The organism is Brevundimonas sp. KH_058, from assembly GCF_057838505.1.
In genome coordinates, this window is the sequence record NZ_CM174469.1 from 428,154 (window position 1) to 454,241 (window position 26,088).

25 protein-coding genes are annotated in these 26,088 nt (G+C 67.0%); 13 read left to right on the top strand and 12 right to left on the bottom strand.

Annotation, left to right across the window (positions count from 1 at the left end):
• Nucleotides 1–197: 197 nt before the first annotated feature.
• Nucleotides 198–2,063, top strand: coding sequence for an excinuclease ABC subunit UvrC (gene uvrC / locus AC3ISA_RS02005; RefSeq protein WP_489179112.1), 1,866 nt, complete (start codon nucleotides 198–200; stop codon nucleotides 2,061–2,063).
• A gap of 6 nt (nucleotides 2,064–2,069) precedes the next feature.
• Here the strand turns inward: uvrC and AC3ISA_RS02010 are convergent, their stop codons facing one another.
• Both AC3ISA_RS02010 and AC3ISA_RS02015 read right to left on the bottom strand, forming a co-directional pair.
• Nucleotides 2,070–2,441 (bottom strand): PIN domain-containing protein, encoded by a 372-nt coding sequence (locus AC3ISA_RS02010; protein WP_489179113.1) that lies wholly within the window; start codon nucleotides 2,439–2,441, stop codon nucleotides 2,070–2,072.
• 9 nt (nucleotides 2,442–2,450) lie between these two features.
• Complete coding sequence (locus AC3ISA_RS02015; protein WP_489179114.1) at nucleotides 2,451–2,738, bottom strand: antitoxin; 288 nt, start codon at nucleotides 2,736–2,738, stop codon at nucleotides 2,451–2,453.
• A 17-nt stretch (nucleotides 2,739–2,755) separates the two neighbouring features.
• Between AC3ISA_RS02015 and AC3ISA_RS02020 the strand changes: the two genes are divergently transcribed.
• The 4 genes from AC3ISA_RS02020 to pgsA are packed head-to-tail and all read left to right on the top strand — an operon-like array spanning nucleotide 2,756 to nucleotide 4,780.
• A complete protein-coding gene (locus AC3ISA_RS02020; protein WP_489179115.1) occupies nucleotides 2,756–3,376 on the top strand; it encodes a carbonic anhydrase in 621 nt (206 codons plus the stop codon).
• A 26-nt stretch (nucleotides 3,377–3,402) separates the two neighbouring features.
• Entirely contained in the window at nucleotides 3,403–3,690 is a 288-nt protein-coding gene (locus AC3ISA_RS02025; RefSeq protein WP_489179116.1) for a type II toxin-antitoxin system ParD family antitoxin, read from the top strand.
• Nucleotides 3,687–4,142, top strand: a complete 456-nt coding sequence (locus AC3ISA_RS02030) for a PIN domain-containing protein (protein ID WP_489179117.1) — start codon at nucleotides 3,687–3,689, stop codon at nucleotides 4,140–4,142. The genes AC3ISA_RS02025 and AC3ISA_RS02030 overlap by 4 nt, the downstream gene beginning before the upstream one ends.
• Nucleotides 4,139–4,780, top strand: coding sequence for a CDP-diacylglycerol--glycerol-3-phosphate 3-phosphatidyltransferase (pgsA, locus tag AC3ISA_RS02035; protein ID WP_489179118.1), 642 nt, complete (start codon nucleotides 4,139–4,141; stop codon nucleotides 4,778–4,780). Before AC3ISA_RS02030 ends, pgsA begins: the two co-directional genes overlap by 4 nt.
• Here the strand turns inward: pgsA and AC3ISA_RS02040 are convergent.
• The gene (locus AC3ISA_RS02040) at nucleotides 4,777–5,295 is read right to left on the bottom strand and encodes a retropepsin-like aspartic protease family protein (protein WP_489179119.1); all 519 of its coding nucleotides are present in this window, start codon (nucleotides 5,293–5,295) and stop codon (nucleotides 4,777–4,779) included. The two genes, pgsA and AC3ISA_RS02040, sit on opposite strands and share 4 nt — an antisense overlap.
• A 75-nt stretch (nucleotides 5,296–5,370) precedes the next feature.
• The gene (locus AC3ISA_RS02045) at nucleotides 5,371–5,592 is read right to left on the bottom strand and encodes a DUF1289 domain-containing protein (RefSeq protein WP_489179120.1); all 222 of its coding nucleotides are present in this window, start codon (nucleotides 5,590–5,592) and stop codon (nucleotides 5,371–5,373) included.
• A 157-nt stretch (nucleotides 5,593–5,749) separates the two neighbouring features.
• Between AC3ISA_RS02045 and AC3ISA_RS02050 the strand changes: the two genes are divergently transcribed.
• Nucleotides 5,750–5,902 carry a hypothetical protein gene (locus AC3ISA_RS02050; protein WP_167762455.1) on the top strand — a complete coding sequence of 51 codons (153 nt, stop codon included), beginning with the start codon at nucleotides 5,750–5,752 and terminating at the stop codon, nucleotides 5,900–5,902.
• Between the two features lie 116 nt (nucleotides 5,903–6,018).
• Nucleotides 6,019–6,816, top strand: coding sequence for a crotonase/enoyl-CoA hydratase family protein (locus AC3ISA_RS02055; RefSeq protein WP_489179121.1), 798 nt, complete (start codon nucleotides 6,019–6,021; stop codon nucleotides 6,814–6,816).
• Here AC3ISA_RS02055 and AC3ISA_RS02060 read toward each other — a convergent pair.
• The 4 genes from AC3ISA_RS02060 to AC3ISA_RS02075 form a co-directional block, all read right to left on the bottom strand.
• The gene (locus AC3ISA_RS02060) at nucleotides 6,805–7,935 is read right to left on the bottom strand and encodes an MFS transporter (RefSeq protein ID WP_489179122.1); all 1,131 of its coding nucleotides are present in this window, start codon (nucleotides 7,933–7,935) and stop codon (nucleotides 6,805–6,807) included. The genes AC3ISA_RS02055 and AC3ISA_RS02060 overlap by 12 nt on opposite strands.
• A 174-nt stretch (nucleotides 7,936–8,109) precedes the next feature.
• Nucleotides 8,110–9,114: an HlyD family secretion protein gene (locus AC3ISA_RS02065; RefSeq protein WP_489179123.1), complete on the bottom strand. Its 1,005-nt coding sequence runs from the start codon at nucleotides 9,112–9,114 to the stop codon at nucleotides 8,110–8,112.
• A gap of 37 nt (nucleotides 9,115–9,151) precedes the next feature.
• Nucleotides 9,152–9,919 (bottom strand): ABC transporter ATP-binding protein, encoded by a 768-nt coding sequence (locus tag AC3ISA_RS02070; RefSeq protein WP_489179124.1) that lies wholly within the window; start codon nucleotides 9,917–9,919, stop codon nucleotides 9,152–9,154.
• Entirely contained in the window at nucleotides 9,916–11,088 is a 1,173-nt protein-coding gene (locus AC3ISA_RS02075) for an ABC transporter permease (RefSeq protein WP_489179125.1), read from the bottom strand. The genes AC3ISA_RS02070 and AC3ISA_RS02075 overlap by 4 nt, the downstream gene beginning before the upstream one ends.
• Nucleotides 11,089–11,302: 214 nt before the next feature.
• Between AC3ISA_RS02075 and AC3ISA_RS02080 the strand changes: the two genes are divergently transcribed.
• The 6 genes from AC3ISA_RS02080 to AC3ISA_RS02105 all read left to right on the top strand — a co-directional run bounded on the left by AC3ISA_RS02080 (nucleotide 11,303) and on the right by AC3ISA_RS02105 (nucleotide 19,749).
• The gene (locus AC3ISA_RS02080; protein WP_489179126.1) at nucleotides 11,303–13,396 is read left to right on the top strand and encodes a S46 family peptidase; all 2,094 of its coding nucleotides are present in this window, start codon (nucleotides 11,303–11,305) and stop codon (nucleotides 13,394–13,396) included.
• Nucleotides 13,397–13,574: 178 nt separating this feature from the next.
• Nucleotides 13,575–15,650 (top strand): S46 family peptidase, encoded by a 2,076-nt coding sequence (locus tag AC3ISA_RS02085; RefSeq protein WP_489179127.1) that lies wholly within the window; start codon nucleotides 13,575–13,577, stop codon nucleotides 15,648–15,650.
• On the top strand, nucleotides 15,647–16,156 hold the full coding sequence (locus tag AC3ISA_RS02090; protein ID WP_489179128.1) for a GNAT family N-acetyltransferase: 510 nt from the start codon (nucleotides 15,647–15,649) through the stop codon (nucleotides 16,154–16,156). Before AC3ISA_RS02085 ends, AC3ISA_RS02090 begins: the two co-directional genes overlap by 4 nt.
• A 206-nt stretch (nucleotides 16,157–16,362) precedes the next feature.
• On the top strand, nucleotides 16,363–16,938 hold the full coding sequence (locus tag AC3ISA_RS02095; protein WP_489179129.1) for a TetR/AcrR family transcriptional regulator: 576 nt from the start codon (nucleotides 16,363–16,365) through the stop codon (nucleotides 16,936–16,938).
• Entirely contained in the window at nucleotides 16,938–18,635 is a 1,698-nt protein-coding gene (locus AC3ISA_RS02100; protein WP_489179130.1) for an MFS transporter, read from the top strand. The genes AC3ISA_RS02095 and AC3ISA_RS02100 overlap by 1 nt, the downstream gene beginning before the upstream one ends.
• Before the next feature lie 13 nt (nucleotides 18,636–18,648).
• Nucleotides 18,649–19,749 (top strand): HlyD family secretion protein, encoded by a 1,101-nt coding sequence (locus AC3ISA_RS02105; protein WP_489179131.1) that lies wholly within the window; start codon nucleotides 18,649–18,651, stop codon nucleotides 19,747–19,749.
• Here the strand turns inward: AC3ISA_RS02105 and AC3ISA_RS02110 are convergent.
• From AC3ISA_RS02110 to AC3ISA_RS02125, 4 genes are all read right to left on the bottom strand, one after another.
• The gene (locus tag AC3ISA_RS02110; protein ID WP_489179132.1) at nucleotides 19,746–19,958 is read right to left on the bottom strand and encodes a hypothetical protein; all 213 of its coding nucleotides are present in this window, start codon (nucleotides 19,956–19,958) and stop codon (nucleotides 19,746–19,748) included. The genes AC3ISA_RS02105 and AC3ISA_RS02110 overlap by 4 nt on opposite strands.
• Nucleotides 19,959–20,109: 151 nt before the next feature.
• Nucleotides 20,110–21,552, bottom strand: a complete 1,443-nt coding sequence (locus tag AC3ISA_RS02115; RefSeq protein WP_489179133.1) for an efflux transporter outer membrane subunit — start codon at nucleotides 21,550–21,552, stop codon at nucleotides 20,110–20,112.
• A complete protein-coding gene (locus AC3ISA_RS02120) occupies nucleotides 21,552–24,830 on the bottom strand; it encodes an efflux RND transporter permease subunit (protein WP_489179134.1) in 3,279 nt (1,092 codons plus the stop codon). Before AC3ISA_RS02120 ends, AC3ISA_RS02115 begins: the two co-directional genes overlap by 1 nt.
• Nucleotides 24,831–24,833: 3 nt before the next feature.
• Nucleotides 24,834–26,036, bottom strand: coding sequence for an efflux RND transporter periplasmic adaptor subunit (locus tag AC3ISA_RS02125; RefSeq protein WP_489179135.1), 1,203 nt, complete (start codon nucleotides 26,034–26,036; stop codon nucleotides 24,834–24,836).
• Nucleotides 26,037–26,088 lie beyond the last annotated feature (52 nt).

The following is a 26,088-nucleotide window of genomic DNA, read 5'->3' on the forward strand; positions in this document are numbered from 1 at the left end:
ATTCGCGAAGGCGAATGGGGAGGACAGGCGGTCGCGTCAGCGAGCGCCAGGCGGGGGCGACTCGGTGTCTGACGCTGGCAGGGTCATCACCACTGCCCGAGTCGCCCCCTCCTGATCGCTGCGCGATCTGTCCTCCCCCCGCGCCTTCGCGCGCGGAGAGGTGACGCAAACGCCGTTGCCCCCCTATATCCACCCCGATGACCGAGGAGACACGCGATTCGAACCTGACGGCCGCCGCCCTGATCGCCGACGAGGCGCGCCGGGCGCCGGACAAGCCGGGCGTCTATCGCATGTACGGCGAGGACGGGTCCTGCCTCTATGTCGGCAAGGCCAAGTCGCTGAAGAAGCGCATTGTCCAGTATGCCCAAGGCCGCTTCCACACCCAGCGCATCGGCCTGATGGTGGCCCAGACCCGGTCGATGGAGCTGGTGGTCACGGCGTCCGAGACCGAGGCCCTGCTGCTCGAATCCAACTTCATCAAGAAGCTGAAGCCGCGCTTCAACGTCCTGCTGCGCGACGACAAGTCCTTCGCCGAACTGATGATCCGCAGCGACCACCGCGCCCCCCAGGTCAGAAAGCATCGCGGCGCCCACACGACGCCGGGCCACTACTTCGGCCCCTTCGCCTCGACCTGGGCGGTCAATCGCACGCTGAATACGCTGCAGAAGGCCTTCCTGCTGCGGTCCTGTTCCGACAGCGTCTACGAGACCCGCACCCGCCCCTGCATGCTGCATCAGATCAAGCGCTGCTCGGCCCCCTGTACCGGCCTGATCTCGCTTGAGGACTATGGCGAACTGGTCACCGAGGCCGAACAGTTCCTGCGCGGCAAGTCCCGCGCCGTCATCGGCCGCCTGTCGCAGGAGATGCAGGCCGCCTCGGACGAGATGGACTTCGAACAGGCCGCCCGCGTGCGCGACCGCATCCGCGCCCTGTCCGCCATTTCGATGGAGAACTCCGTCAGCGCCGACAGCGTGGCCGAGGGCGACGTCTTCGCCCTGCACTCCGACGGCGGCCAGGCCTGCGTCCAGGTCTTCTTCTACCGCGCCGGCCAGAACTGGGGCGGCCGTGCCTATTTCCCCCGCGTGGACAAGACCGATACGGACCCGGAGATCCTGGCCGCCTTCCTGGGTCAGTTCTACGAAGACAAGCCGATCCCGCGCCTGATCCTGTCCAACGTCCGCCCGCACGAGCTGGAGCTGCTGGAAGAGGCCTTCTCGATGAAGGGGGACCGCAGGGTCGAGATCGTCCGCCCGATGCGGGGCGAAAAGCTGGCCCTGGTCGATCACGCCCTGACCAACGCCCGCGAGGCCCTGGGCCGGCGCCTGGCCGAGAGCTCGGCCCAGGGCAAGATCCTGGACGAGGTCTGCGAGGCCTTCGGTCTGGAGACCCGGCCCGAGCGGATCGAGATCTACGACAATGCTCACATTCAAGGGACGAATGCCGTGGGCGGCATGGTCGTCGCCGGCCCGGACGGCTTCCAGAAGTCGCAGTACCGCAAGTTCAACATCCGGGGCGAAGACCTGACGCCCGGCGACGACTACGGCATGATGCGCGAGGTGATGCGCCGCCGCTTCGCCCGCCTGGTCAAGGACGAGGAAGAGGGCGAGGACGCCATCCGTCCCGACCTCTTGCTGATCGACGGCGGCGCGGGGCAACTGGCCGAGGTGCTGGGGGTCCTGGCGGACCTGGGCCTGGACGACATCGCCGTGGTCGGCGTGGCCAAGGGGCCGGACCGCGACGCGGGGATGGAGAAGTTCTTCATGCCCGGCAAGCCGCCCTTCATGCTGCCGCTGAAGTCGCCGGCTCTCTATTACCTCCAGCGGCTGCGCGACGAGGCCCACCGCTTCGCCAACGGCGCCCACGCCAAGCGCCGCTCGATGGACATCAAGAAGAACCCGCTGGACGAGATCGAAGGCGTCGGCCCCGGCCGCAAGAAGGCCCTGCTCCACGCCTTCGGCTCCGCCAAGGGCGTCGGCCGCGCCTCGGTGTCGGACCTGGTCAAGGTCGCAGGCATCAACCAACCCCTCGCCGAACGCATCCACGCCTTCTTCAGGAAGGCCTGAACTGTGTCACCACTCCAGCAGCTTCAGACCGGGAATGTCGCGAAAGTCGTCGCCGTTGCAGGTCACCAGAGTCGCTTCATCGACCAAGGCCTGGGCGGCGATCATCCGGTCCAGCACCTTGCGTCGCGAATATCCGGTGCGCGCTATGATCCGTCCGTATGCGGCGGCGTCGCGACTGTCGAAAGCCCTGTAACCGATCGTCTCAAGCAGCGCAGACAGGCGAGCGCGCCTGACTTCCGCCTGCCCGTCCGGAAAACCAGCTTCCAGCTCGACCACTGTGATGACGGAGAAAGCCAGGGTGTCGCCGACGTCCTCCATCCGCGCACGTATGGTCGGATCGCCATCCCGCAGGTGGATGGCGACGCTGGTGTCCAGCATCAACAACGATCAAAGCCCTTTGCGGATCGGCGCGATGAAAGGCGGGCGCTTTCCAATGCTGGAAGGCTTTGGCAGCGCATCCAGCTTGGCCAACATTTCCTTCACCGAAGGTCGCTTGGGTGTCAGGGTCACGACATCGCCCTTGCGCTCGATCTCGACCTCGACGCCCGGCCCGAACGAGATTTCCTTGGGCAGGCGAACGGCGTCGCTGTTGCCACTTCGGAATGTTCGACTAGTGACGGGCATGACGGCCTCCTTCGTATAGACACGTATACACGATTTATCGGCAGCGCTCAAAGCGCTACAGGCGCAGCATGAGTGACACCGAAGACGAACTGTCCGCCGGCTATCGCCGCTTCCGGGCCGAGCACTGGCCTACGGCCCATGCGGAATATGAAGCGCTGGCCCAGGGGCAGAAGCCACACACTCTGATCGTGGCCTGTTCCGACAGTCGCGCCGATCCGGCCCTGATCTTCGATGCTGCGCCGGGACAGTTGTTCGTGGTCCGCAACGTCGCCAATCTGGTGCCGCCCTATGAGCCGGACGGCCGGCTGCACGGGGTTTCGGCGGCGCTGGAATTCGGGGTCAAGGTGCTGAACGTCAAGCGGATCGTGGTCATGGGCCACGCCCACTGTGGCGGGGTCAACGCCATGCTGCACGGCGCGCCCGACAGCTGCGCCGACTTCGTCGCCCCCTGGGTCGCGCAAGGCACGCCCGTGGTCCAGCATGTCGCCGAGACCGTCTCGCCCGATCAGCTGGAGCGCGCGGCCGAAGAGGCCATCGTGCGCCTGTCGATCCGAAACCTGCGCACCTTCCCCTGGATCGCCGAACGCGAGGCCAAGGGCGAGCTTGAACTCAGCGGCCTGCACTTCGGCATCGCCGAAGGCGCCCTGACCGTCATGACGGACAAGCCGCGGTTCGAGCCGTTGGCTTGAATGTCAAGGTTTGATATGGTGGGCGCATGGGAACCAACGTCCATCTTACCGCCGAGTTGGAGAAGTTCGCCCGAGATCGGGTGAACGCGGGCCGCTACAACAATGTCAGCGAAGTCGTCAGGGACGGCCTGCGTCTGCTGCAAGATCAAGAGATCGCGCGACGCAGCGCAGATGCGGCGCGCATCGAAGAAGAACGGCGCCTTCAGATCGAAAGTCAACGCCGCCAGGCCGCCCTTCGCGCCATGCTCGACCGCTGGGCAGCCCAACCGACCATCGACATCGGCCCCTGGACCCGCGACGAGCTCTACGATTGAGGATCGCGCTCGACACCAACATTCTCGTCTATGCTGAAGGCGTGAACGGGCCCGAACGCCGCGACATGGCCCGTCGCATTGTCGATCATCTTCATATCGAGCATGAAATCGTGGTCGCCGTTCAATGCCTGGGCGAGCTTCATCGCGTCCTGACCGGCAAGGCTCGGATGCCGTCGCCCTTGGCGGCGGAGATGGCGCATGGATGGCGGCGGCTGGCGAACGTGGCGCCCAGCACGGAAGCCGTTCTTGTCGCCGCCTATGATCTGATCGACGGCCATCCGCATCAGATCTGGGACGCCATCATCCTCGCCGCCGCCGCCGAAGCCGGGTGCGGCCTTCTGCTTTCCGAAGACATGCAGGACGGCTTCGTCTATCGAGGCGTCACCGTCGCCAATCCGTTCGCGGAGACGCTGCATCCCCTGCTCGCGTCCCTGCTGGAGACCCCGTCATGACCGCCCACCGCGCCAATCCCATCCCCAACATCCTGACCGGCGCGCGTCTGGCGGCCGGGGTGGTGATGTTCGCCATGATGGCCGGCGCGGCGCCGGGCGCGCTGGAAGCCTGGCTTTCGCCGGAAACCCAAGGTCGGTTCAGCGTCTGGGCGTTCTGGATCTTCGTCATCGCCGCGTCCACCGACTGGGTCGACGGCTTTTTGGCCAGACGCTGGAACTCCACCACGCGGTGGGGGGCCATCCTCGATCCAATCGCAGACAAGGTGCTGGTGACCGGCGCCATCCTGGGCGTTCTGGCCTCGGGATCCCTGCCGGGCATCGCCCTGCCCTGCGGCCTGATCCTGTTCCGGGAGTTCGCCGTTTCCGCGCTGCGCGAGACCATGGCCGGGCGGATCGAACTGCCGGTCACTTTGGCCGCAAAATGGAAGACGACGGTGCAGATGGTCGCTCTGGCCGCCCTTCAGTTGACCCTGTTGTGGGACGCCCTGGGCCTGCAGAATCCTGACGGCTCGCCGCTGGCCTGGCAGCCGGCGTTCGAAACCTTCGCCATCTTCCTGATCTGGTTCGCCGCCATCATCACCCTGTGGACGGGCTGGCAGTATTTCAGCGAAGCGCGTCGTCAGATGAGGGACCTTTAGGGTCTGAGCGTCAGTCCCGCCGGCGTCGCCTCGAAGGCCGACAGCCGGCCCAGATAGCTCATGCCCAGCAGGGAGTATTCGAGGCCCTGCTCCACGACCAGGGCCTCGACCCCGTCCACGCGCGCCCCGGCGACCGAGACCGATTTCAGCTGCACCGGGGCGGCGCGCACGACGCCCGAGGCGGTCTGGACGCGGCCAGTGAAGTCCTCGGGTTCGGGATCGACGCCCAGGCGCAAGGCGTCCGCCCGCGTCAGGGCCACGACGCTGGCGCCGGTGTCCACCAGCACCCGCACCGCGCGACCTTCGATCCTGGCCTGGGCCCAGTAGTGACCGTCAGCGCCCTTGACCACCTGGGCGTCCGTGCCTGAGGCCTTGGCAGTCGAAGCCGCGATCACAGGCGTCGCCGCCTGAGCCGCGCCGTCCCCCTCCAGATGCCGGATCGTCAGCGCCGTGCCGAACGAGGCCGTAAGGGCGACGCCGAGCACGATGACGGACTGGAAATCGATGCGAACCATACCCCCTGTCTAAGGGGTCGTCGTTTGGATGCCGTGAAACGACGTGGCTGACAAAAGCTTAAACCCCGAACCGCGCTAGCCCAGCTTGGCCGGATCGACCTGGGGCCGCCGTGTGGGCAGGTCGGCCATGACCGCCGCGCGTTCGGCGTCGCTGAGTGCGCGCCAGCCGGCGATCTCCTTCAGGGTTCGAAAACAGCCCAGACACAGGCCGCTCTCGCCGTCGACCGCGCAGACCATGACGCACGGCGTGGCGATGGCCTTGGGCGGTCCCGGCCTGGTCGGAGGCGGGACACTCATTGTGACACAGAAGCGAAAAACACTCCGACTCCTGACGAATAAATTTGCAAATTCATCAAACCGTCTTATATTGACCTCTGACGCGAAACGACTGAGGGTGGAATCCCCATTGGTACGACGCGTCTCTTTTCATCGTTCTGCGAAAGGAGACGCCAAGATGAACGATAAGGAGCGTAACCTCCAACACGCCATGATGTCCTTCGCCCTTTGGGGCGGGATGCTGGTCAACAGCCGGCATATGCCGTCGAACTCAAGCCGGGTGGTCAGCCATCCGTCCAACTTCGTACCCTATACGATCAAGAAACGCTGACGGCCATTTTCGGGCCCAGCCTGAAAAGCCCCGGTCTCGACCGGGGCTTTTGCAATTCCGGACTTGCCTGACGCGGCGTTCGCAGCCGATGACGGGCGCGAACACGGAGACGACGCATGGGCCTGATCGCCGAAGAACGCCAAGGTGCGATCCTGATCTGGACGCTGGATCGCGAGGCGCGGCTGAACGCCCTGCCCGACCTGGGCGACGGGGACGAGGTGGCGGCGGCGTGCGAACGGGTCAACGCCGATCCGACGATCCGCTGCGTGGTCCTGACCGGCGCCGGGCGGGCGTTTTCAGCGGGCGGCGATCTGACAGCGATGCGGGACAGGCGCGACCTGTTCGAGGGATCGGGCGCCGCCATCCGCGAACGCTATCGCCGCGTCGTCCACCGGATCGTGCGGTCGCTGTATGGGCTGGAGGTTCCGCTGATCGCCGCCGTCAACGGGCCGGCGATGGGGCTGGGCTGCGACATCGCCGGCCTGGCGGATATCCGCATCGCCTCGGATCGCGCCAGCTTCGGCGTGCCGTTCCTGAAGCTGGGCATCATTCCCGGCGACGGCGGATCCTGGCTGCTGCCGCGCAACATCGGATACGCCCGCGCCGCAGAGATGCTGTTCACCGCCCGCTCCATCGACGCCGCGACGGCTGCCGAATGGGGCTTGGTCAATCGCGTGGTCGCCAATGACAGCCTGATGGCCGAGGCCCTGACCACCGCCGCCCAGGTCGCGGCTCAGCCGCCCCAGGCCCTGCGCATGGCCAAGACCCTGCTGCGCCAGGGCCGAGACATGAACTTCGACCAGATGCTGGAGATGTCGGCGGCTATGCAGGCCCTCGCCCACCTGACCGATGACCATCAGGAAGGCGTCGCCGCTGTGCTGGAAAAGCGGCCGGGCGATTTCTCAGGCAGATGACCCCTCGCGGAAGCTGAAGCTCAGCGCGAACATACAAAGGCAAATCACGCTGCTGACCGCCAACGCCATGTTCTGCGACATATCCATGGCCAGCGCATAGCCCGCAGGCGCTGCAGCCTGAACGTAGCGAGCGGGAGTCAGGATCAACGCCTGCCGCAGGCCATACCTTTCAGCCCCGAATACCTTCAACGGGAGGGCCCCTGAGGCCACTGACAAAAGCCCGTTGCCCATGCCTTGGCCGACAGCCAACGCTGGCGCTCCCACAGGCCCGGTCAGAAAGGCGATCAAGGCTCCCAGAGGATGAAACAGCGCAGCAATCCGCGCCGTCAGGATCGGGTGCGAGCGGTGCAGCACAGTCATGTCCAGCAGACGCACAGCCATTGCGCTGACCGACATGAGACCCGCCGCCCAAGCCGCACGCTCCAGCGTCATGCCCATATCGACCAACAGGCGGGGCAGATGCGCCGCCATGGCTGACGCCACAGCCCAAGCACCGGCGAAGAATATCGCCATGCGGATCATCGTAGGTGTCCAACACATCGCCGTCGTATCGACCACCGCCTTCGCGCGTAAGCTGGGTTGGGGTAGAACAGTCAGGGCGATCGGCAGACAGACGCACAGATGCAAACCCGCCCAGAAGACGAACACGACGCGCCAGCCCGACAAGTCCAGCAATTCGCGGCTGATTGGCCAACCCAATGCCCCGCCAAGCGCTCCTAGCAGGGATACCGCCGCAATCGCTCGCCGCGCACCTTGGCCCTGCATCTCCACAAGAACCGCAAATGCCGTGCCGTAGAGACCCGCCGCCATGCCGACACCCAGCAGCGCGACGCCGACACAAAGGACCAGCGGATGCGGTGCGGCTGCCATCAGCAAAAGAGCGATGGCGAAGGCTAGGTTGGATACCGCCAGCACCCGTGCCCCACCGATCCGTTCGATAGCCCGACCCACAAATGGCGTTAAGACTGCCGACACTAGGAATGCGCCGGAAAGCGCCAGAAACACCGGCCTTACGCTGATCCCCAGCGCCACAGCGGCCGGATCAGCCATAACGCCCAAAATATAATAGCTGGAGGCGAAGGTTACCGCTTGGCCCAGGCCGAGCACCGAAACGATCATACGAGTAGGCATCGCCAGTGAATGGCGCAGTGTCCTGCGCACATACAATCGAGTTTCAAGCTCGCTCTATGTGCAATAAACTCACAGATCGATAAGCCTCAACCCACAGACAAATGAAAAAGCGGCCGGGATCGTGCCTGGCCGCCTTTTTATTTCGTCGCTTGCAGTCTTGTTCTACTGCGTCTTCATCGCCTCGTTGGGCCCGACACCGGCGGCGACGGCGCGCTTGGCGCCGGCCGTCTCGCCGGGCTTCATGAACTTGACCAGGACACGCTGGCCGATCAGCAGGGGCGCGTCGCCGGCCGAGGCGACCACTTCCACCACCCGCTCGTCGGTGCGTTGCGAGGGGTCGTCCGAGGCCAGCTTGCGGGCGCCGAACACGGCGGCCCGACGCATCACCGCGCCGATATAGACCTTGGTGGCGTCGCCCTCGGGGCTGATCTCGACGGCCTGACCGTCGGTCAGGTTGGGCAGGTCGCTCTCGACCACCTCGGCGCGGACGATGCGCGGGGCCTCGGGCTCCAGGTCGAACATGTTCGAGACGTTCAGCGTCGAGGCGCCGGCGCCGGGGTTGGCGTAGCGGCGCACGATCCGGCCGTTGCTGGGCGCACGGATGATGGTCAGTTCCTGGTTGTAGCGGGCCTGATCCAGCTGGGCGCGTGCGGTCTGGACGGCGGCGGTCTGGGAGCCGAGGCGGGCCTGAGCCGTGGCGATGGCGTCCTGGGCCTGGTCCATCCGCTGGGCGGCGACGAAGTTGGTGGCGACCAGGCGTTGCAGACGTTCCTGCTCGCGCTGTGCGGTGCGGATGTCGACGCGGATCTGGGCCAGCTGGCTTTCGGCCTGGGCCACGGCGGCCTGGGCGCTTTGCACCGCCAGACGGGGTTCGTCATCTTCCTGACGGGCCAGAATCTGGCCGGCGACGACGCGGTCGCCTTCCTGCACCAGCACTTCGCGTACGATGCCGCCGCGACGGGCCGCGATCTGAATGATACCGCCCTCGACATCCACCTTGCCGTTGGCGATGGCCGCATAGGGGCTTTCGACCTTGGTGGCCGCAGCCTTCTCCTGCTCGGCCTTCTTTGTCTTGGCGGCGGACTGGAACAGCATGAAGCCGACCGCCAGAACGATCACCAGCAGCAGGCCGATCCAGGTACGTTTTTTCTTCAGAAAGCCGGGCATTGGCGTGTCGTCCTAAGAGGAGAATTCGTCGTGTCGGTTAGTGGGACGCCAGGATGGCGTTCGGATCGGGGATGCGGCGCTGGTCGTCCAGGATCTTGCCGTCCTCGATATGGATGACCCGGTCGGCCCAGGCCTCAAGGCGCGGGTCGTGGGTCACGCAGATCACGGCGGCGCCGTGTTCGGTGGCGGCGCGACGCAGCAGCTTGATGACCACCTGGCCGTTCTCGCCGTCCAGGGCCGAGGTCGGTTCGTCGGCGAACAGGATCTTGGGATCCTTGGCCAAGGCGCGGGCGATGGCCACACGCTGCTTCTCGCCGCCGGACAGGGCCGCAGGCCGCTGGTGCAGGCGATGGCCCAGGCCGACCTCTTCCAGCGCCGTCGTGGCGCGCTTCCTGGCCTGACCCGTCGTCAGCCCCTGGAACTTCAGCACGGTCTCGACCTGCTGCAGCGCCGTCAGGGCGGGGAACAGGTTGAAGCCTTGGAAGATGAAGCCGCAGTTATCCAGCCGGAACTTGTCGATCCGCCCCGAGGACAGTTTCCACAGGTCGTCGACATCCAGCACATCGACCCGACCCTCTTCGGGTTTCAGCAGGCCGGACAGGGCCGCGATCAGGGTGGACTTGCCCGAACCGGACGGTCCCATGACCATGGTCAGGTCGCCGTGTCTGGCGTCGAAATCGACGCCCTTCAGCACCTCGACCCAGGCCTTGCCGGACTTGAACCGCTTGACCAGGCCGTTGGCCTCGATGGCGAAGTCGCCGTGCTTGCCGTGAACCTTTGTATGCCCAAAAGACGTATCGGTCATCGCAGCAGGTCCGCCGGTTGGCTGTTCTTGAGGATGCCCAGCGACAGCAGGCCGGACACCATGGCGATGGCGATCAGGCCGATGCCGACCACGATCAGCAGCGACAGCGGCAGGGCGATGATCACCGCTCCCATCTTGGCCAATAGCGACACCAGCCATGTCAGTACGATGGCCGCGATCACGCCCACGACGCCGACCCAGAAACTGAGTTCGACCACGATCCGGCGCAGCGATCCCATGCTGACGCCCAGCGCCCGCAACGAGGCGAACTCCTTGATATTGGCCATGATGGCGCCGCGCAGGGTCTGCCAGGTGATGGCGACGCCGATGATGATCCCCAACACGACGCAGCCGCCGATGATGATGACCAGAATGCCTTCTTCGAACATGGCGCCGGCGTTGGCGTCGGCCAGTTGCTGCTTGGTCCAGGCCTTCCACTGACCGTTGCCCATCTGGTTCAACTGAGCGACCACGATTGGCGCGCGGGCCGGATCGCGCAGCTTGATCATCAGCGGACCGACACGCGGTCCCGTTGACGCCTGACCCAGCATCCGCAGGGTGTCGCGCGACATGACCACGCCGGGCTGCATCATGTTGGGATAGCCGCGGGTCACGCCGACGACGGTGACGGTCTGGCCGTTGTACAGCGCCTTGTCGCCCAGCTTGACGCCGAGGGTCGTCAGCGCCGTCTCGTCCACCGCGACGGTGTAGGGCTGGCGCAGGGCATCGACCAGTTCCTGCGAATAGTCGGTCGGGATGGTGACCGAGCCGGGACGGGTGTCGATGATGCTGGCCTGGACAAACTTCTGGCGCGGCGCGCCCTGGTTGGCGTTGTCGGCCTGGCTCTTGGTCGGATCGACGTTCTTGATGTTCTGGAAGGTGCCGCCATCGCCGTCCAGCGGCATGACCTCGACGACCTCGGGGTGGTTGTAGGCCAGCGGGATGAAGCGACGCGGCACGCCCGACGGTCCGCCGATCAGACTCTTGGCGCCGGGTTGCATGATGAAGACGTCGGCGTTCGACCGTTCGATGGTCGCGGTGAAGCCCTTGCCGATGCCGATGAAGACCCCCGTCATCGCCAGGACCAGCAGCCCCGACAGGGCCAGGGCCATGACCGCAGCCATATAGCGGCGCCACTCGAACAGCAGCGTAGATAGCGCAAGCGACATGGTCGTCGATAAACCCCCGGTACGTCCGCCTATCTGAGCGCGCGTCGCCTCACGGCCAAGTTAAATCGGGGTAAGGGTTCCGCCTCACGGACATTGCGGGTTTGAAATCCGGGGATTAAGGGCGATGCAGCCTCTTGGCGCCGGCCCTTCGTCGGCGCTAGTTACAACATAACAGATGGGACAGGCCGTCCCACGCTCCGGGAAACACGCCTCCATGTCCTTGCCCTCTCTTCGTCTCACCGCCTCGCTGGCCGCCCTCGGCGCCGCGACCGCCGTCCTGTCGGCCCCCGCCACCTCGGCCAAAGCCGACGAGGGCATGTGGACCTTCGACAACTTCCCCATCGCCACGGTGAACGAGAAGTACGGGACCAACATCGACCAGGCCTGGCTGGACCGGGTGCGCAACGCCGCCGTTCGCCTGCAAGGCTGCTCGGCCTCGCTGGTGTCGAACGAAGGTCTGGTGCTTACCAACCACCACTGCGTCGTCTCCTGCGTTCAGGACCTGTCCACGGCCGACAACGACTACGTCAAGAACGGCTGGATGCCCGCCACCCGCGAGGAAGAGAAGAAATGCCCTGGGCAGACGGCCGAGATCCTGACCGACATCGTCGATGTGACCGACCGCGTCACGGGCGCCGGCGCCGGGCTTGAAGGCGCCGCCTTCGTCCAGGCCCGCGCCGCCGAGATCGACAAGATTCAGAAGGAGACCTGCGGCGACGACCAGAAGCTGACCTGCCAGGTCATCAGCTTCTATCGCGGCGGTCAGTACAAGCTGTACAAGTTCCGCAAGTATGACGATGTGCGCCTGGTCTTTGCGCCCGAGTTCCAGGCGGCCTTCTTCGGCGGCGATCCGGACAACTTCAACTTCCCGCGCTACGCCCTGGATGCCGGTTTCCTGCGCATCTACGAGGACGGCAAGCCGGTCGCCACGCCCAATCACCTGACCTGGAACGCCAATGCGCCCAAGGACGGCGACGTCACCTTCGTCGCGGGCAACCCCGGCTCGACCTCGCGTCTGCTGACCATGGCCCAGCTGGAGGTTCTGCGCGATCAGCAGATGCCGCTGACGCTGATCCAGTCGTCGGAACTGCGCGGCCGTCTGCTCGAATATTCGACCACCGGCGAAGAGGCCAAGCGCGTCACCGTTGATCCGCTGTTTGGTTTGGAGAACAGCTTCAAGGTCTTCTACGGCCAGCAGGGCGCCCTGACCGATCCGGCCTTCATGGCGACGAAGCGTTCGGAAGAGCAGGAACTGCGCCAGCGCGTCGCGGCCGACCCGGCCCTGGCCCAGCGCATCGGCGATCCCTGGGCCGATCTGGAGCGCGTCTCGACCGCCCAGCGGGACCTCTACCTGCCCTACCGCCAGCTGGAATCGGCGGCGGGTCAGCGATCGCAACTCTACAGCTACGCCAAGTCCATCGTCCGCGCCTCCAAGGAACGCGCCAAGCCGGTGGCTGAGCGCCGCGCCAGTTATTCGGACGCCGACATCGCCTCGCTGGGCCGTCGCCTGGCGACGGAAACGCCGATCTCGACCGATCTGGAGAAGATCTTCGTCGATTTCTGGCTGTCCAAGACCCGCGAATATCTGACCGTCGACAATGCGAACGTGAAGGCGCTGCTGGGCAAGGAAAGCCCCGAACAGGTCGCCGCGCGCCTGATCGACGGCACGCGTCTGGCCGATCCGGCCTTCCGCGCCCAGGCCCTGGCCATGACGCCGGAGCAACTGGCCGCCTCGGGCGATCCGCTGATCGCCTTCGTCCTGGCCAACGACGATGCGGCCCAGGCCGTCCGCACCCAGTGGGAATCGGCCGTGTCCGGCCCGACCAGCCGCGCCGGCGAGAAAATCGCCCAGGCTCGGTTCGCGGTTTACGGCACCAACCTGTACCCGGATGCGACCTTCAGCCTGCGCCTGTCCTATGGCCAGGTGAAGGGCTGGACCTATCGCGGCGTGACGGTCGAACCCTTCACCCAGATCGGCGGCCTGTACGAGCGCAACACCGGCGCCGAACCCTTCAACGCGGCCGAGGACTGGCTGGCGGCCGAGGACAAGGTCAACAAGTCGACCGTCTATGACTTCGTCTCGACCAACGACATCATCGGCGGCAACTCGGGTTCGCCCGTGATCAACGCCAAGGGCGAAGTCATCGGCGCGGCCTTCGATGGGAACATCCACTCGCTGGGCGGCAGCTTCGGCTACGACCCCGAACTGAACCGCACGGTGACGGTCTCGACCGCCGCCATCACCGAGGCCCTGCGCAACGTCTACAACCAGCCGCGCCTGCTGCGCGAACTGGGCGTGCGTCGCTAGAAGACGCACAAACGCCTCTCCCTCCCCGCTCCGGGGAGGGTGGTCGCGAAGCGACCGGGTGGGGAGGGCTCGGCGATCCATCACAGGACCGAGCCCTTGTCGCCCTGCCGCCCCCACCCGTCTGGCGCTGCGCGCCAGCCACCCTCCCCCGACGGGGAGGGAGAGTTTGGATTATCCCATGCGCCCTCTTCTCCTCGCCTCCGCCGCCGTCCTCGCTCTCGCCGCCACTTCGGCGCACGCCGAAGAGGGCATGTGGACCTACGACAACTTCCCCATCGCCCGCGCCAACGCGACCCTGGGCACGAACATCGACCAGGCCTTCCTGGATCGGGTTCGGCTGTCGTCGGTGAAGTTCGGCGGCTGTTCGGCGGGGGTGGTGTCGGGCCAGGGTCTGGTGATGACCAACAACCACTGCGTCGCCACCTGCGTCGCCAACCTGTCCACGCCGCAACAGCAGTATGGCGAGACCGGCTTCACGCCCAAGACGCGCGAGGACGAGCGCAAATGTCCCGGCGCGACGGCCGAAATCCTGACTGACATCTCCGACGTGACCGAGCGGATGCACAAGGCCGGCGAGGGTCTTGAGGGCCAGGCCTTCACCCAGGCGCGCGAGGCCGAGGCCGGCCGGATCGAGACCGAAGCCTGCGGCAATGATCCCAAGATCCGCTGCCAGGTCGTCAGCCTGTATCGCGGCGGCCAGTTCAAGCTCTACAAATATCGGAAATACAGCGACGTCCGTCTGGCCTGGGCGCCGGAAGACCGCGCCGCGACCTTCGGCGGCGATCTGGACAACTTCTCCTTCCCGCGCTTCGCCATCGATGCCGCCTTCATCCGCCTGTACGAGGACGGGAAGCCGGTCGAGACGCCGACCCACTTCGTCTGGAACGCCGACAAGCCGACCGAGGGCGAGGTCGTCTTCATCTCGGGCAATCCCGGCGCGACGCAGCGCCTGCTGACGATGGATCAGCTGGCCACCATTCGCGACGTGGTTCTGCCGCTGGATCAGCTGATTGCGTCGGAGTTGCGCGGGCGGCTGATCCGATACGCCGAAGAGGGCGAGGATCAGGCCTTCATCGCGATGGATCCCATCGTGGGCGTCGAGAACACCTACAAGCGTGGCCTGGGCCGGATGCGCGCCCTGACCGACGCCAACTTCATGACGGCCAAGGCGGCGGCCGAGGTCGACTTCATGCAGCGCTACGCCGCTACGAACGGCGCTGCCCCTGATCCGTGGGGCGCGCTGAAGGCCGTGCAGCCCATCGCCCGCGAACTCTACGCCCCCACCGCCCTGCTGGAAGGCGGCACGGCCATGGGCACGACCTCGGTCGCGGGCGGATCGCAGCTGTTCCAGTGGGCGCGGGCCATCGTGCGCGGCGCGCAGGAACGGGCCAAGCCGTCGGACCAGCGTCTGGCCGAGTTCGCCGACAGCCGCTTGCCCGGCGTCGAATCCGGCCTGTTCGCCGAACGTCCGACCTATCCCGAGCTGGAGCAGATCCGGCTGGAATGGTGGCTGTCCAAGACGCGCGAATGGCTGACGGTCGACAGCCCGCACGTTCGCACCCTGCTGGGCAAGGAAAGCCCCGAAGAGTTGTCGGCCCGCGTCGTCGCCGGCACCAAGCTGGCCGACCCGGCCGTGCGCCGCGCCCTGTGGACCGGCGGTCTGGCGGCGGTTCAGGCCTCGGACGATCCGCTGATCCAGTATGTGCTGTCGATCGACGCCGACGCCCGCGCCGTTCGCGCCGAGTGGGAGAACAAGGTCAAGGCGCCGACCGACCGCGCTTCGGAACAGCTCGCCGTCGCCCGTTTCGCCGCCTATGGCGACGCCGTCTATCCCGACGCCACCGGCACCCTGCGCCTGACCTATGGCCAGGTCGAAGGTTCGGACGTGCCGGGCCAGCGGTTTTCCGCCTTCACCACCTTCGCCGGCCTGTGGGACCGGGCCACCGGCGCCGAGCCTTTCGCCGTCGCGCCCAAACTGCTGGCGGCCAGGGACCGGATCGACCCGAACGCGGTGATGGACATGGCGGTCTCGACCGACACCATCGGCGGCTCGTCCGGCTCGCCCGCCATCAACGCCAGGGGCGAGATCATCGGGGCCAACTTCGATTCCACCGTCCTGACCCAGCGCAACGCCTATGGCTACGACCGCGCCGTGAACCGCAGCGTGATCGTAACCACCCAGGCCGTGACCGTCGCCCTGCGCGACGTCTACGGCATGGACCATCTGGTCGAGGAGCTGGGCGTAACCCGGTGAGCGAGGTCGTCTTCCGCGCCGCGACGCCCGACGATGTCGCCGCGCTGCACCCCCTGATCGAGCGCGCCTATCGCGGCGACACGGCCAAGGCGGGATGGACGCACGAGGCGGACCTGTTGTTCGACGACCGGACCAGTGCGGACGAGCTGACGGCCCTGATCGCCGATCCCGACCGGGTCGTCCTGCTGGCGCATCGCGACGATGTCCTGATCGGCTGCGTCCAGGTGGCCCGCGTCGGCGAAGACCGGGCCTATCTGGGCATGCTGACGGTCGAGCCGACCTTGCAGGCGTCCGGCCTGGGCCGCCGCCTGCTCGCCGCCGCAGAGGCCGAAAGCATCGCCCGGTTGGGCGCGCGCCGCATGGAGATGACGGTCATCCGCCGCCGCACCGAACTGATCGCCTGGTACGAGCGACGCGGCTATGCCCCCACCGGCGAGACCCGCCCCTTCCCCGTCGATCCGCCCCAGCCGGAACTGGCGTTCGTGGTGCTGGAGAAGGCGCTCTGACGTGATCCTTCTCCCGTTGGGAGAAGGTGGCCAGAAGGGTCGGATGAGGGTCGGCTGGTGGGCCAGGTCGTACGGCCGACCCTCACCCTTTCACGCCAGAACGACGGCTGTCGCCGCCGTGCGCTCAAGCCCTCTCCCAATGGGAGAGGGAAGATGCACGTGACCTCTTGAAAAACGGACACCATTGTCCATTTAAGCGCGTCACCATGTCGCGGCTCGCCCCCAAACTTGTCCGCAAGGACGCCGTCCTCAACCGCGCCGCCGTGCTGGACGCCGCGCGCGCGGTCTTCGCCGACCAGGGTCTGGACGCGCCGCTGGACCTGATCGCCGAAAAGGCGGGGGTCGGGCGCGCCACCCTGTATCGTCATTTCGCCGACCGCACCGAACTGGCCCTGGCGGTGCTGGAGGCCGATGTGGCGGACCTGGGCCGGCGCACCGCCGAACAGGGGGAGGATCCGTCCGTCTTTTTCTGGTTTCTGGATCGGCTGGCCGAGGACATGGTGCGCAATGCGGGGCTGGCGGGGGTCGTGCGGAACGTGCGGTCGCCGGATGCGCTTACCCCCTTGCGGCAGAGCTTGATGGAGGCGGGCGCCGCACCGCTGGCGCGGGCCCAGGCCGCCGGTCTGGTGCGAGAGGATTTGCGGCCGATGGACATCCGTCTGATCGCCACCCTGCTGGGCGCCGGCTTCCAGGGCGCCGACGCGGCCGAACGTCAGGCCGTGTCGCTGCGCACCCGCGCGATCATCCTCGACGGACTGAAGCCTCGCGGGGGGCCCCGCTGATGGCCCGCAACAACTGGCACCTGCCGTGGGAACAGTATGTCGAGACGCTGAAGCCGCACGAGCGGCCGATGATGCCCGGCTCGCCCGCCACCCCCGACCATTCGTGGCCGATGCGGATCCAGTACGCCCTGACCGGCCTGCTGGTCGCCATGGTCGGGTCGCTGGGCAATGCCGCCGTCACCGCCAACATCCAGAACCTGCAAGGGTCGCTGGGGATCACCATCACCGAGGCCGCCTGGTTGCCGGTCGTCTTCGTCATGACCAACGCCTGCATGAACCTGATCCTGGTCAAGTTCAGGATGCAGTATGGCCTGCGCCTGTTCACCCAGATCTTCCTGGGCGCCTTCGTGCTGGTCTGCGCCGCCCACCTGTTCGTCGACAACTATCAGTCGACCCTGCTGGTGCGCGCCATCGCCGGCATGGCGGGCGCGGGCCTGAGCAGCCTGGGCTTCCTCTATATCATCCAGGCCTTTCCGGCGGCGCACCGGCTGAAGGGGCTGATCATCGGCATCGGCCTGGCCAGTTTCGCCGTGCCCATCGCGCGGCTGATCATGCCCAGCCTGCTTCAGCTCGGCGACTGGCGCGCCTTCTACATGTTCGAACTGGGCATGTGCCTGGTCGCCTGGGGCGCGGTGCAGGTGGTCAAGCTGCCGCCGTCCGAGCGGCTGCGCGTGTTCGACCGGCTGGACTTCCTGACCTTCGCCCTGTTCGCGCCGGGGGTGGCCCTGCTGTGCGCCTCCCTGGGCCTGGGGCGGATCGTGTGGTGGACGCAAGCCCCCTGGATCGGCTGGGCCCTGGTCGGCTCCATCGTCCTGCTGACCGCCGCCTTCCTGGTCGAGCACAATCGGAAAAACCCGCTGATCAACACGCGCTGGCTGACGGGGCCGGACCTGTTGCGCCTGTTCGGGGCGATCCTGTTGATCCGTATGGTGCTGACCGAACAGACCTCGGGCGCGGTTGGGTTCCTGACGGTCGTCGGCCTGGGACCGGACCAGTTGCATGGGCTGTTCGTCGTCATCCTGCTGTCGATGATCGCCGGCACCCTGGTCAGCGCCTTCACCCTGAATATGGAGAAACTGAACAAGCCGATCGCCATCGCCCTGGCCCTGATCGCGGTCGGCGCCTGGATCGACAGCCACTCGACGGTCCTGACGCGTCCGGCCCAGCTCTATTTCAGCCAGGCCCTGATCGCCTTCGCCTCGGCCATGTTCATCGGCCCGGCCCTGATGATCGGCATCGCCAAGGTGCTGACCCAGGGCAAGCAGAACCTGATCAGCTTCATCGTCATGTTCAGCGTGCTTCAGAACGTGGGCGGTCTGGCCGGCGGCGCCCTGACCGGGACGTTGCAGATCGTCCGCGAGAAATACCATTCCAACCAGTTGGCGGCCGGCATCTCGGCCCTTGACCCGCAGGTCGCGCTGCGCCTGCGCCAGCTGTCGGGCGCCTATGCGTCCACCATCACCGACCCGGCCCTGCTGAACGCCGAGGGCGCGGCCCTGCTGAGCCGACAGGTGACGCAACAGGCCAATGTGCTGGCCTACAACGACGTCTTCCTGGTCATGGCCGTGATCGCGGCCCTGGGCTGCGCCTGGGTGACCGTCACCCACCTCCGCCCGCGCTGGAAGGCGCGCCGCGACGCCAAGAACAACAATGCTGACGCCGCGGCCCAGGCCGCCGCCGTCGCCGCCGCAGATTGAACCGAGACCCGCCATGACCGACGCCGCCCCGCCCGCCCCCACACCTCAACCGGCCCCGGCCGCGCCGGCGTCTGCGCCTGCGCCCAAGAAGAACGTGCTGTGGACCGTCATCGCCGCCGGGGTCGCCCTGCTGGGGGTGCTGCTGGTGCTCTACGCCTGGCAGTTGCCGCCGTTCAGGGGCGCGATCCAGCGCACCGACAACGCCTATGTGCGGGGCCAGGTCACCATCATCAGCCCGCAGGTGAACGGCTATGTGGTCCAGGTGCCGGTCCAGGACTTCCAGACCGTGCAACAGGGCGCGGTGCTGGCCCAGGTCGACGACCGCATCTATCGCCAGCGGCTTGAACAGGCCGAGGCCAGCCTGCATTCGGCGCAGGCCGCCCTGTCCAACTCGACCCAGACCCAGGCCTCCGCGCGCGGTTCGGTGGCCCAGCAGCGCGCCTCCATCGCCGCCGCCGAGGCGACCCTGACCCGCGCCCAAGCCGACGCCAATCGCGCTCGCACCTTGAAGGCCGGCGGCTGGGTGGCTCAGGCCAATGTCGACATCGCCGAGGCCGCCCTGCGCAGCGCCCAGGCCCAGGTCGCCCAGGCCCGCGCTGCCGAGGGCATCGCCCAGACCGGCGTCACCTCGGCCGTGGTCGGCCGCGACAGCCTGGCCGCCGCCGTCGAGAACGCCCAGGCCGCCGTGCGCCTGGCCCAGATCGATCTGACCAACACCCGCATCACCGCTCCCCGCCCCGGCCGCCTGGGCGAGATCGGCGTGCGACAGGGCCAGTATGTCACCGCCGGCACCCAGCTGATGGGCCTGGTCCCCGACGTGGTCTGGGTCACGGCCAATATGAAGGAGACGCAGATGAAGAACATCCGCGTTGGCCAGCCGGTCGAGATCACCGTGGACGCCCTGGGCGGCCAGACCCTGCGCGGCCACGTCGAACGCATCGCCCCCGCCGCCGGCAGCGAGTTCAGCGTCATTCGCCCCGACAACGCCACCGGCAACTTCACCAAGGTCGCCCAGCGCATCCCCGTCCGCATCCGCATCGATCCCGGTCAGGAAGCCGCCGGGCGTCTGGCGCCCGGAATGTCGGTGGTGGCCAAGGTGAATACCGCGGGTTAGGTCGAGGCCGCCCTGCGGGGCGACAAGCTGGCGGCCAGTAGATGCACGTCGTGCGTCCGCATCCGCTCGAAGTTACCCAGCCCCAAGGCCAGGGCGCGCATGATCTCGGTCTGGCGCGTGTGTTCGGGATGGGCGGGCAAGGACGATTCCGCCCGCGCCAGCTCTGCATCCAATTCCGCCATCATATGGGCCAGTATCCCGTCGTTCATCTGATCCTCCATCGCGCCGCCGACCGCCGAAAACGGTTAGAGCACGGCGAGAACAAATGCGGAACAAAATGTTCGCAAGAACTGTGGACGAACGAAAAGGGCCGGGCGATGCGTCGCCCGGCCCTTCGTCATTTCCGCTGTCGCGAACCGGTCAGCTGTCGGTCTGCCAGCCGCCGGCCAGCGCCCGGAACAGGGCGATCTGGTAGGTGGTGACCAGGGCGTCGGACTGGGCCAGGGCGGCGTCGGCCGCCGCCTGGGTGCGTTCGGCGTCCAGCACCAGCAGGAAGCTGTCGGCGCCGGCGTTGAAGCGCAGGCGCGACAGGTCGGCGGCGCGGGCCGCCTGGTCGCGCGCCTCGGTCAGGGCGGCACGGCGGTCCAGCTCGTTGGCGTAGTTGGACAGGGCCGTTTCCGTCTCCTGCAGGGCCGTCAGCACCGTCTGGTCGAAGGTGGAGAGCGCCGCGTCCGAACGAGCGCCGGCGGCCTTGATCTGGGCGCGGGCGGCGAAGACGTTCGGGAACGACCAGCTGATCAGCGGACCGAAGCTGAAGCGCGTATTGCCAGAATCGCCCAAGCCGTCGGCGTCCAGCGCCGTCGAACCATAGGAACCGCCCAAGGTTATCCGCGGATACAGATTGGCGGTGGCCACGTTCACACGGGCGGCGGCGGCGGCCAGGTTGGCCTCGGCCTGACGCACGTCGGGACGACGCGCCAGCAGAGCCGCGCCATCGCCGACCGGGATCGGTTGGCTGAGTTGCGGCGGGCGAACGCAGGCGGCGGCGGCCTGGCTGGCCTCGGCGGGGGTGACCCCGGTCAAGGTGGCCAGGCGGAACAGCGCCTCGTTGCGGGCCGCGCGCAGGGTCGGCAGGGTCGAGGCCGTCTGAGCCAGGGCCGCTCGGGCGCTGGCCACGTCCAGACCGGTGCCGGCCCCGCCGTCGAGCAGGGTCTGCGTCAGGTTGGCGGTGTTGCGTTGCAGCTCCAGCGTCCGTTCGGCCACCGCGATCTGCGCATTGGCCGAGCAGGTATCGGCATAGGCGCGGGTCGTCTCGGCCGCCACCGTCACCTGGACCGTGGCCAGGGCGGCCTCGGCGGCGCGGGCGTCGGCGCGGGCGGCGCGGATGGTGGATTCCACCCGGCCGAACAGGTCGACTTCATAGGAAGCCTCGATCCCGACGTCATAGGTGTCGATCTCGGGGATCGTCGTGCCGGCGGGAATACCGGGCTGAGCCGCCAGACTGGCCGACGAACCCTGCGACCGGGTGACCCCGCCACTGGTCGTCGTAGTCGGGAAACGGCCCACGCGGGCCTCCGACAGCGACGCCCGAACGGCGCGCAGGTTGGCGAAGGCGGCTTCCAGCTGGTTGTTCTCGGCGAAGGCCTGCTGGATCAGGGCGTCCAGCGTCGGGTCTTCATACAGCCGCCACCAGTCGTCGCGCGCCGCAGCGGTCGAGACGGTGGGGCTGGCCGAGCCGACGAAGCCTCCCGTCCCGGCGACGGGCAGATCGGCGACCGGCGCCTTGGGCCCGACCGCGCAGGCGGCGAGCAGGGCGCTCGATGCCGCAGCGGTCAGGAAGCTGAGGGTCTTGTTGCGGGCCATCAGATGTCCCCTCCCCGGCCGGTCGCGGGCGCCGGAGCGTTCGGATCGGTCAGGTCGCTGGTTTCGTCGTAACGCACGGCCGTATCTGGGGTCGTGGTCGGCTTGGGCTTGGGCTTTCCACCTTGCGGCAGCTTCGAGGACAGCCAGCGGCTGACCACATAGAAGACCGGCGTGAAGATCAGGCCGAAGAAGGTCACGCCCAGCATGCCCGAGAAGACGGACGTGCCCAGCGATTGCCTCATCTCCGCGCCCGGACCCGTCGCCAGCATCAGCGGCACGACGCCGAGGATAAAGGCGAACGAGGTCATCAGGATCGGACGCAGACGGGTCTTGGCGGCGGCGACCGCTGCCTCGAACCGGTTCATGCCCTGGTCTTCTTCGGCCTGTTTGGCGAACTCGACGATCAGGATGGCGTTCTTGGCCGCCAAGGCGATCAGAACGACGAGCCCGATCTGGACCAGGATGTTGTTGTCCAGACCCCGCAGGTTCACCCCGATGATGGCCGCAAGCAGACACATCGGCACGATCAGAATGACCGCCAGAGGAAGCGTGAACGCCTCATACTGAGCCGCCAACACCAGGAAGACGAACACCACGGCCATCATGAAGATCATGGTGGCGCCGGAACCGGCCGCCTTCTGCTGATAGGCCAGACCCGTCCATTCGTAGGAGAAGCCCTGGGGCAGGGTCTGCGCGGCCATGTTTTCCATGATCTGCAGCGCCTCGCCGGAAGACACCCCGGCTGCGGCGTTGCCCTGAAGCTCGGCCGCCGGGAACAGGTTGTAACGCACGATCCGGGCCGGACCCGAGTCGTTCACCAGATTGGCGACCGAACCGATCGGCACCATGGCCCCCGACGTGGACTTGGTCTTCAGGTTGGCGATGTCGGCGATGTCGTCGCGCGACGTCGGCTCCGCCTGCGCCGTCACCCGGAAGGTGCGGCCCAGCATGTTGAAGTCGTTGACGTAGGACGAGCCGAGATAGACCCCCAGCGTGTTGAACACGGCGCCGGGCTGGACGCCCAGCATCAACGCCTTGTCGCGATCGACGTCGGCGGTGATGCGCGGCGAGGCGGTGTTGTAGATCGAGAAGACCTGGCTGACCTGGGTCGGCGCCTGGGCGGCGGCGCCCATCATGGCGAAGGTCGCGCCTTCCAGCGGACGATAGCCGGCGCCTTGGCGATCCTGGATCATCATCGAGAAGCCGTTGCCGGTGCCCAGACCCTGCACCGCGGGGGGAGCGATGACGAAGATCTGTGCGTCCTCGATCTGACCGGTGGCCTGGGTGATGGCCCCGGCCAGCGCCGTAGCCGCCTCTTCCTTGGTGCGATCCTCGAACGCGTTCAGACGCACGAAGATGGTGGCGGCGTTGGAGCCGAACGAGAAGCTGGAGCCGTCCAGGCCGGCGAAGGCCACGGTGCCGTTCACCCCGGGCGTGCCCTGGATGATCTTGCTGGCGCGTTCCATCACCGCCTGCGTGCGATCCAGCGAAGCGCCGGCCGGCAGTTGGATGACGCCGATCAGGAAGCCCTGATCCTGCTCGGGAATGAAGCCCGAAGGCGTGTCGATCAGGCGCCAGGCCGTCAGGCCCAGCAGACCGGCATAGATGATCAGCACCAGGCCGACCGTGCGAACCAGACGCGCCGTCAGGCGGCCGTAACGGTCCGACAGCCAGTCGAAGCCTTCGTTGAACTTACGCCCGGCCCAGCCGGCGTAATAGACGATCGCGCCCAGGACGCCCGGCTTGCGGGCATGCACATGGTCCTTCTTGTGCGGCTTCAGCAGCAGGGCGGCCATGGCCGGCGAAAGGGTCAGGGAAATGAACAGCGAGATGATCGAGGCCGAGGCGATCACGACCGCGAACTGGCGGTAGAAGATGCCGGGGATGCCGGGCACGAACATGGTCGGGATAAAGACCGAGATCAGCACCAGACCGATGGCGATCAGAGCGCCGGAAACCTCCTGCATCGATCGATAGGCGGCCTCCTTCGGACTGAGGCCTTCGCTGATGGCCCGTTCCACGTTCTCGACCACGACGATGGCGTCATCGACGACGATGCCGACCGCCAGGACCAGAGCGAACAGGGACAGGGAGTTGATCGAATAGCCCAACGCCAGCTGCACCGCGAAGGCGCCGACCAGGGACACGGGAATGGCGATGATCGGGATGATCGCCGCGCGCCAGCTTTGCAGGAAGACCAGAACGACGATGACGACCAGAACGATGGCCTCCAGCACGGTGTTCTGGACGGATTTCACCGAGGCGGCGACGAATTCGGTCGGATTGTAGGGCACGGAGACGTTCATGCCCGCCGGAAGATCGGCCTTGATGGCGTCAACCTCGGCCAGAACCCGATCTGCGGTGCCCAGCGCGTTCGCGCCCGGCTGCTGAACGATCGCGACGCCGACGCCGCGCTTGCCGTCGAAGAAGCCGCGGATGCCGTAGTCCTGGGCGCCCAGTTCGATCCGCGCCACGTCGCGCAGATAGGTGACTCGACCTTGGGCGTCCGTCTTGAGGACGACCTTGGAGAATTCGTCGGGATCGGTCAGACGGCCCTGAACCTGGATCGGCAGCTGGAACGAGGCGGCGCTGTTGGGGAACGGCGGCTGGCCGATGGAACCGGCGGCGGCCTGAACGTTCTGGGCGCGCAGGGCCGCGACGATCTCGGGGCCCGTCAGACCGCGCTCGGCCGCCTTGGCCGGATCGATCCAGATGCGCATCGAATAGTTGCCGCCGCCGAACACCTGAACCGCGCCCACGCCTTCGATACGCAGAAGACGGTCCCGCAGCGTCGAGTTGGCGTAGTTGCCGACATAATCGTTATCCAGCGTCCCGTCGGGCGACGTCAGACCCAGGATCATCAGGAAGCCGCTCTCGGCTTTGTTGACCACGACGCCCGTCTGGCGAACCGCCTCGGGAAGGCGGGGTTCGGCCAGGGCGACCCGGTTCTGGACCAGCACCTGTGCAGAATCGAGGTCGGTTCCGGGCTGGAAGGTCACGGTGATCGCCACCGCCCCGTCCGAGGTGGACGAGGAGGTGATGTAGAGCATGTTCTGGACGCCGTTCACCTCCTGCTCGATGGGGGCGGCGACGGTCTCGGCTAAAGTCTCGGCCGAGGCGCCGGGATAGGCGGCGTTGATGGTGATCGTCGGCGGCGCGATCTGCGGATACTGCGACAGGGGCAGCAGCGGATAGGCGGCGATGCCGATGATCGTGATCACCACCGCGATCACGGCCGCGAAGATCGGCCGGTCGATGAAGAAGCGGGAGATGTTCATGGCTTAGCCAGCGGGAATGGAGTTGGCGAACGAGGCGCTGGACGCCGGGGCCGCCTGGGTGACCGGCGCCTGCGAAGCATCGGCCGCGACCGGCTGGATCTGACCGTTCTTGGGCGTGACCTTCGAACCCGGCTGAGCCGCGCGTTGCAGGCCGGCGATGATGACGCGGTCGGTCGGGGCCAGGCCCGAACGCACGACGCGCAGGCCCTGTACGATCGGGCCGAGCTGGACCGCCTTGTTCGTCACGGTGCCGTCGGCGTTGACCACGGCGACGGTGCGGCGGGCCTGATCGGTGCCGACGGCCGAATCCGGGACCAACAGGGCGTCATAGGCGCCGGCGCCGGCGACCTGGGCGCTGCCGAACATGCCGGGGCGCAGGAAGCCGTCGGCGTTGGGCAGAATGGCGCGCAGGCGGATGACGCCCGAGTTCGTGTCCACGGCGTTGTCGGAGAAGTCGAGACGGCCGCTGTGCTTGTAGGTGCTCTCGTCCTGCAGACGGACGTTGACGGTCGCGCCCTGGTTGGCGCCGCCTTCACGCAGATACTTCAGCAGGACCGCTTCCGAGCCGTCGAAGACGAAGTGGATCGGGCCGCCCGAGATGATGGTGGTCAGCACGTCCCCGGCCGACGATCCGCCGGCGATGACATTGCCCGGATCGACGCGACGGTCGGACACGCGGCCCGAGGTCGGCGCAGTGACGCGGGTATATTCAAGGTTCAGACGCGCCGTACGGACGGCCGCGTTGGCGGCGGCCAGATTGGCCTGGGCCGCGTCGACGGCGGCCTTGTTGGCGTCATACTCGGCCTTGGACACAGCCTGCGAGGCCAGCAGGGTCTCGCTGCGGGCCAGGTTGGCGCGGCTCAGCGTGACCTGCGACTGCATCTGCGTCACCTGGGCCTGGGCCTGGGCCAATGCAGCCTGCGCCGGACGAGGGTCCAGGGTGAACAGCAGCTGGCCGCGCTGGACCATCTGACCGTCGCGGAAGTGAACCGCCTGGATATAGCCGCCGACGCGAGCCCTCACCTGCACGTTCTCGATCGCTTCGAAGCGGCCCGTGAATTCGTCCCAGTCGCGCACCTTCTGCTGCAACGGCGTCGCCACCGTCACCGGTGGCGCGCCTTGCGCCGGAGCTTCCGCCTTGGGGGAACAACCATAAAGCGCACCCGTCGCCATGACGGATACAGCCGCAATCTTCAGCCCGCGCATCTGCGCATTCTCCCTGTCGGAGGTAAATCCCAGTCGTGCGGACAGAGGCCGA

Coding starts and splice junctions, on each gene's coding strand:
- AC3ISA_RS02100 (WP_489179130.1), top strand. CDS start 16,938: ATGGCCCGCAACAACTGGCACCTGCCGTGGGAACAGTATGTCGAGACG.
- AC3ISA_RS02085 (WP_489179127.1), top strand. CDS start 13,575: ATGCGCCCTCTTCTCCTCGCCTCCGCCGCCGTCCTCGCTCTCGCCGCC.
- AC3ISA_RS02065 (WP_489179123.1), bottom strand. CDS start 9,114: ATGCCCGGCTTTCTGAAGAAAAAACGTACCTGGATCGGCCTGCTGCTG.
- AC3ISA_RS02095 (WP_489179129.1), top strand. CDS start 16,363: ATGTCGCGGCTCGCCCCCAAACTTGTCCGCAAGGACGCCGTCCTCAAC.
- pgsA (WP_489179118.1), top strand. CDS start 4,139: ATGACCGCCCACCGCGCCAATCCCATCCCCAACATCCTGACCGGCGCG.
- AC3ISA_RS02060 (WP_489179122.1), bottom strand. CDS start 7,935: ATGATCGTTTCGGTGCTCGGCCTGGGCCAAGCGGTAACCTTCGCCTCC.
- AC3ISA_RS02125 (WP_489179135.1), bottom strand. CDS start 26,036: ATGCGCGGGCTGAAGATTGCGGCTGTATCCGTCATGGCGACGGGTGCG.
- AC3ISA_RS02105 (WP_489179131.1), top strand. CDS start 18,649: ATGACCGACGCCGCCCCGCCCGCCCCCACACCTCAACCGGCCCCGGCC.
- AC3ISA_RS02080 (WP_489179126.1), top strand. CDS start 11,303: ATGTCCTTGCCCTCTCTTCGTCTCACCGCCTCGCTGGCCGCCCTCGGC.
- AC3ISA_RS02070 (WP_489179124.1), bottom strand. CDS start 9,919: ATGACCGATACGTCTTTTGGGCATACAAAGGTTCACGGCAAGCACGGC.
- AC3ISA_RS02120 (WP_489179134.1), bottom strand. CDS start 24,830: ATGAACATCTCCCGCTTCTTCATCGACCGGCCGATCTTCGCGGCCGTG.
- AC3ISA_RS02020 (WP_489179115.1), top strand. CDS start 2,756: ATGAGTGACACCGAAGACGAACTGTCCGCCGGCTATCGCCGCTTCCGG.
- AC3ISA_RS02115 (WP_489179133.1), bottom strand. CDS start 21,552: ATGGCCCGCAACAAGACCCTCAGCTTCCTGACCGCTGCGGCATCGAGC.
- AC3ISA_RS02075 (WP_489179125.1), bottom strand. CDS start 11,088: ATGTCGCTTGCGCTATCTACGCTGCTGTTCGAGTGGCGCCGCTATATG.
- uvrC (WP_489179112.1), top strand. CDS start 198: ATGACCGAGGAGACACGCGATTCGAACCTGACGGCCGCCGCCCTGATC.
- AC3ISA_RS02025 (WP_489179116.1), top strand. CDS start 3,403: ATGGGAACCAACGTCCATCTTACCGCCGAGTTGGAGAAGTTCGCCCGA.
- AC3ISA_RS02010 (WP_489179113.1), bottom strand. CDS start 2,441: ATGCTGGACACCAGCGTCGCCATCCACCTGCGGGATGGCGATCCGACC.
- AC3ISA_RS02045 (WP_489179120.1), bottom strand. CDS start 5,592: ATGAGTGTCCCGCCTCCGACCAGGCCGGGACCGCCCAAGGCCATCGCC.
- AC3ISA_RS02050 (WP_167762455.1), top strand. CDS start 5,750: ATGAACGATAAGGAGCGTAACCTCCAACACGCCATGATGTCCTTCGCC.
- AC3ISA_RS02040 (WP_489179119.1), bottom strand. CDS start 5,295: ATGGTTCGCATCGATTTCCAGTCCGTCATCGTGCTCGGCGTCGCCCTT.
- AC3ISA_RS02055 (WP_489179121.1), top strand. CDS start 6,019: ATGGGCCTGATCGCCGAAGAACGCCAAGGTGCGATCCTGATCTGGACG.
- AC3ISA_RS02110 (WP_489179132.1), bottom strand. CDS start 19,958: ATGAACGACGGGATACTGGCCCATATGATGGCGGAATTGGATGCAGAG.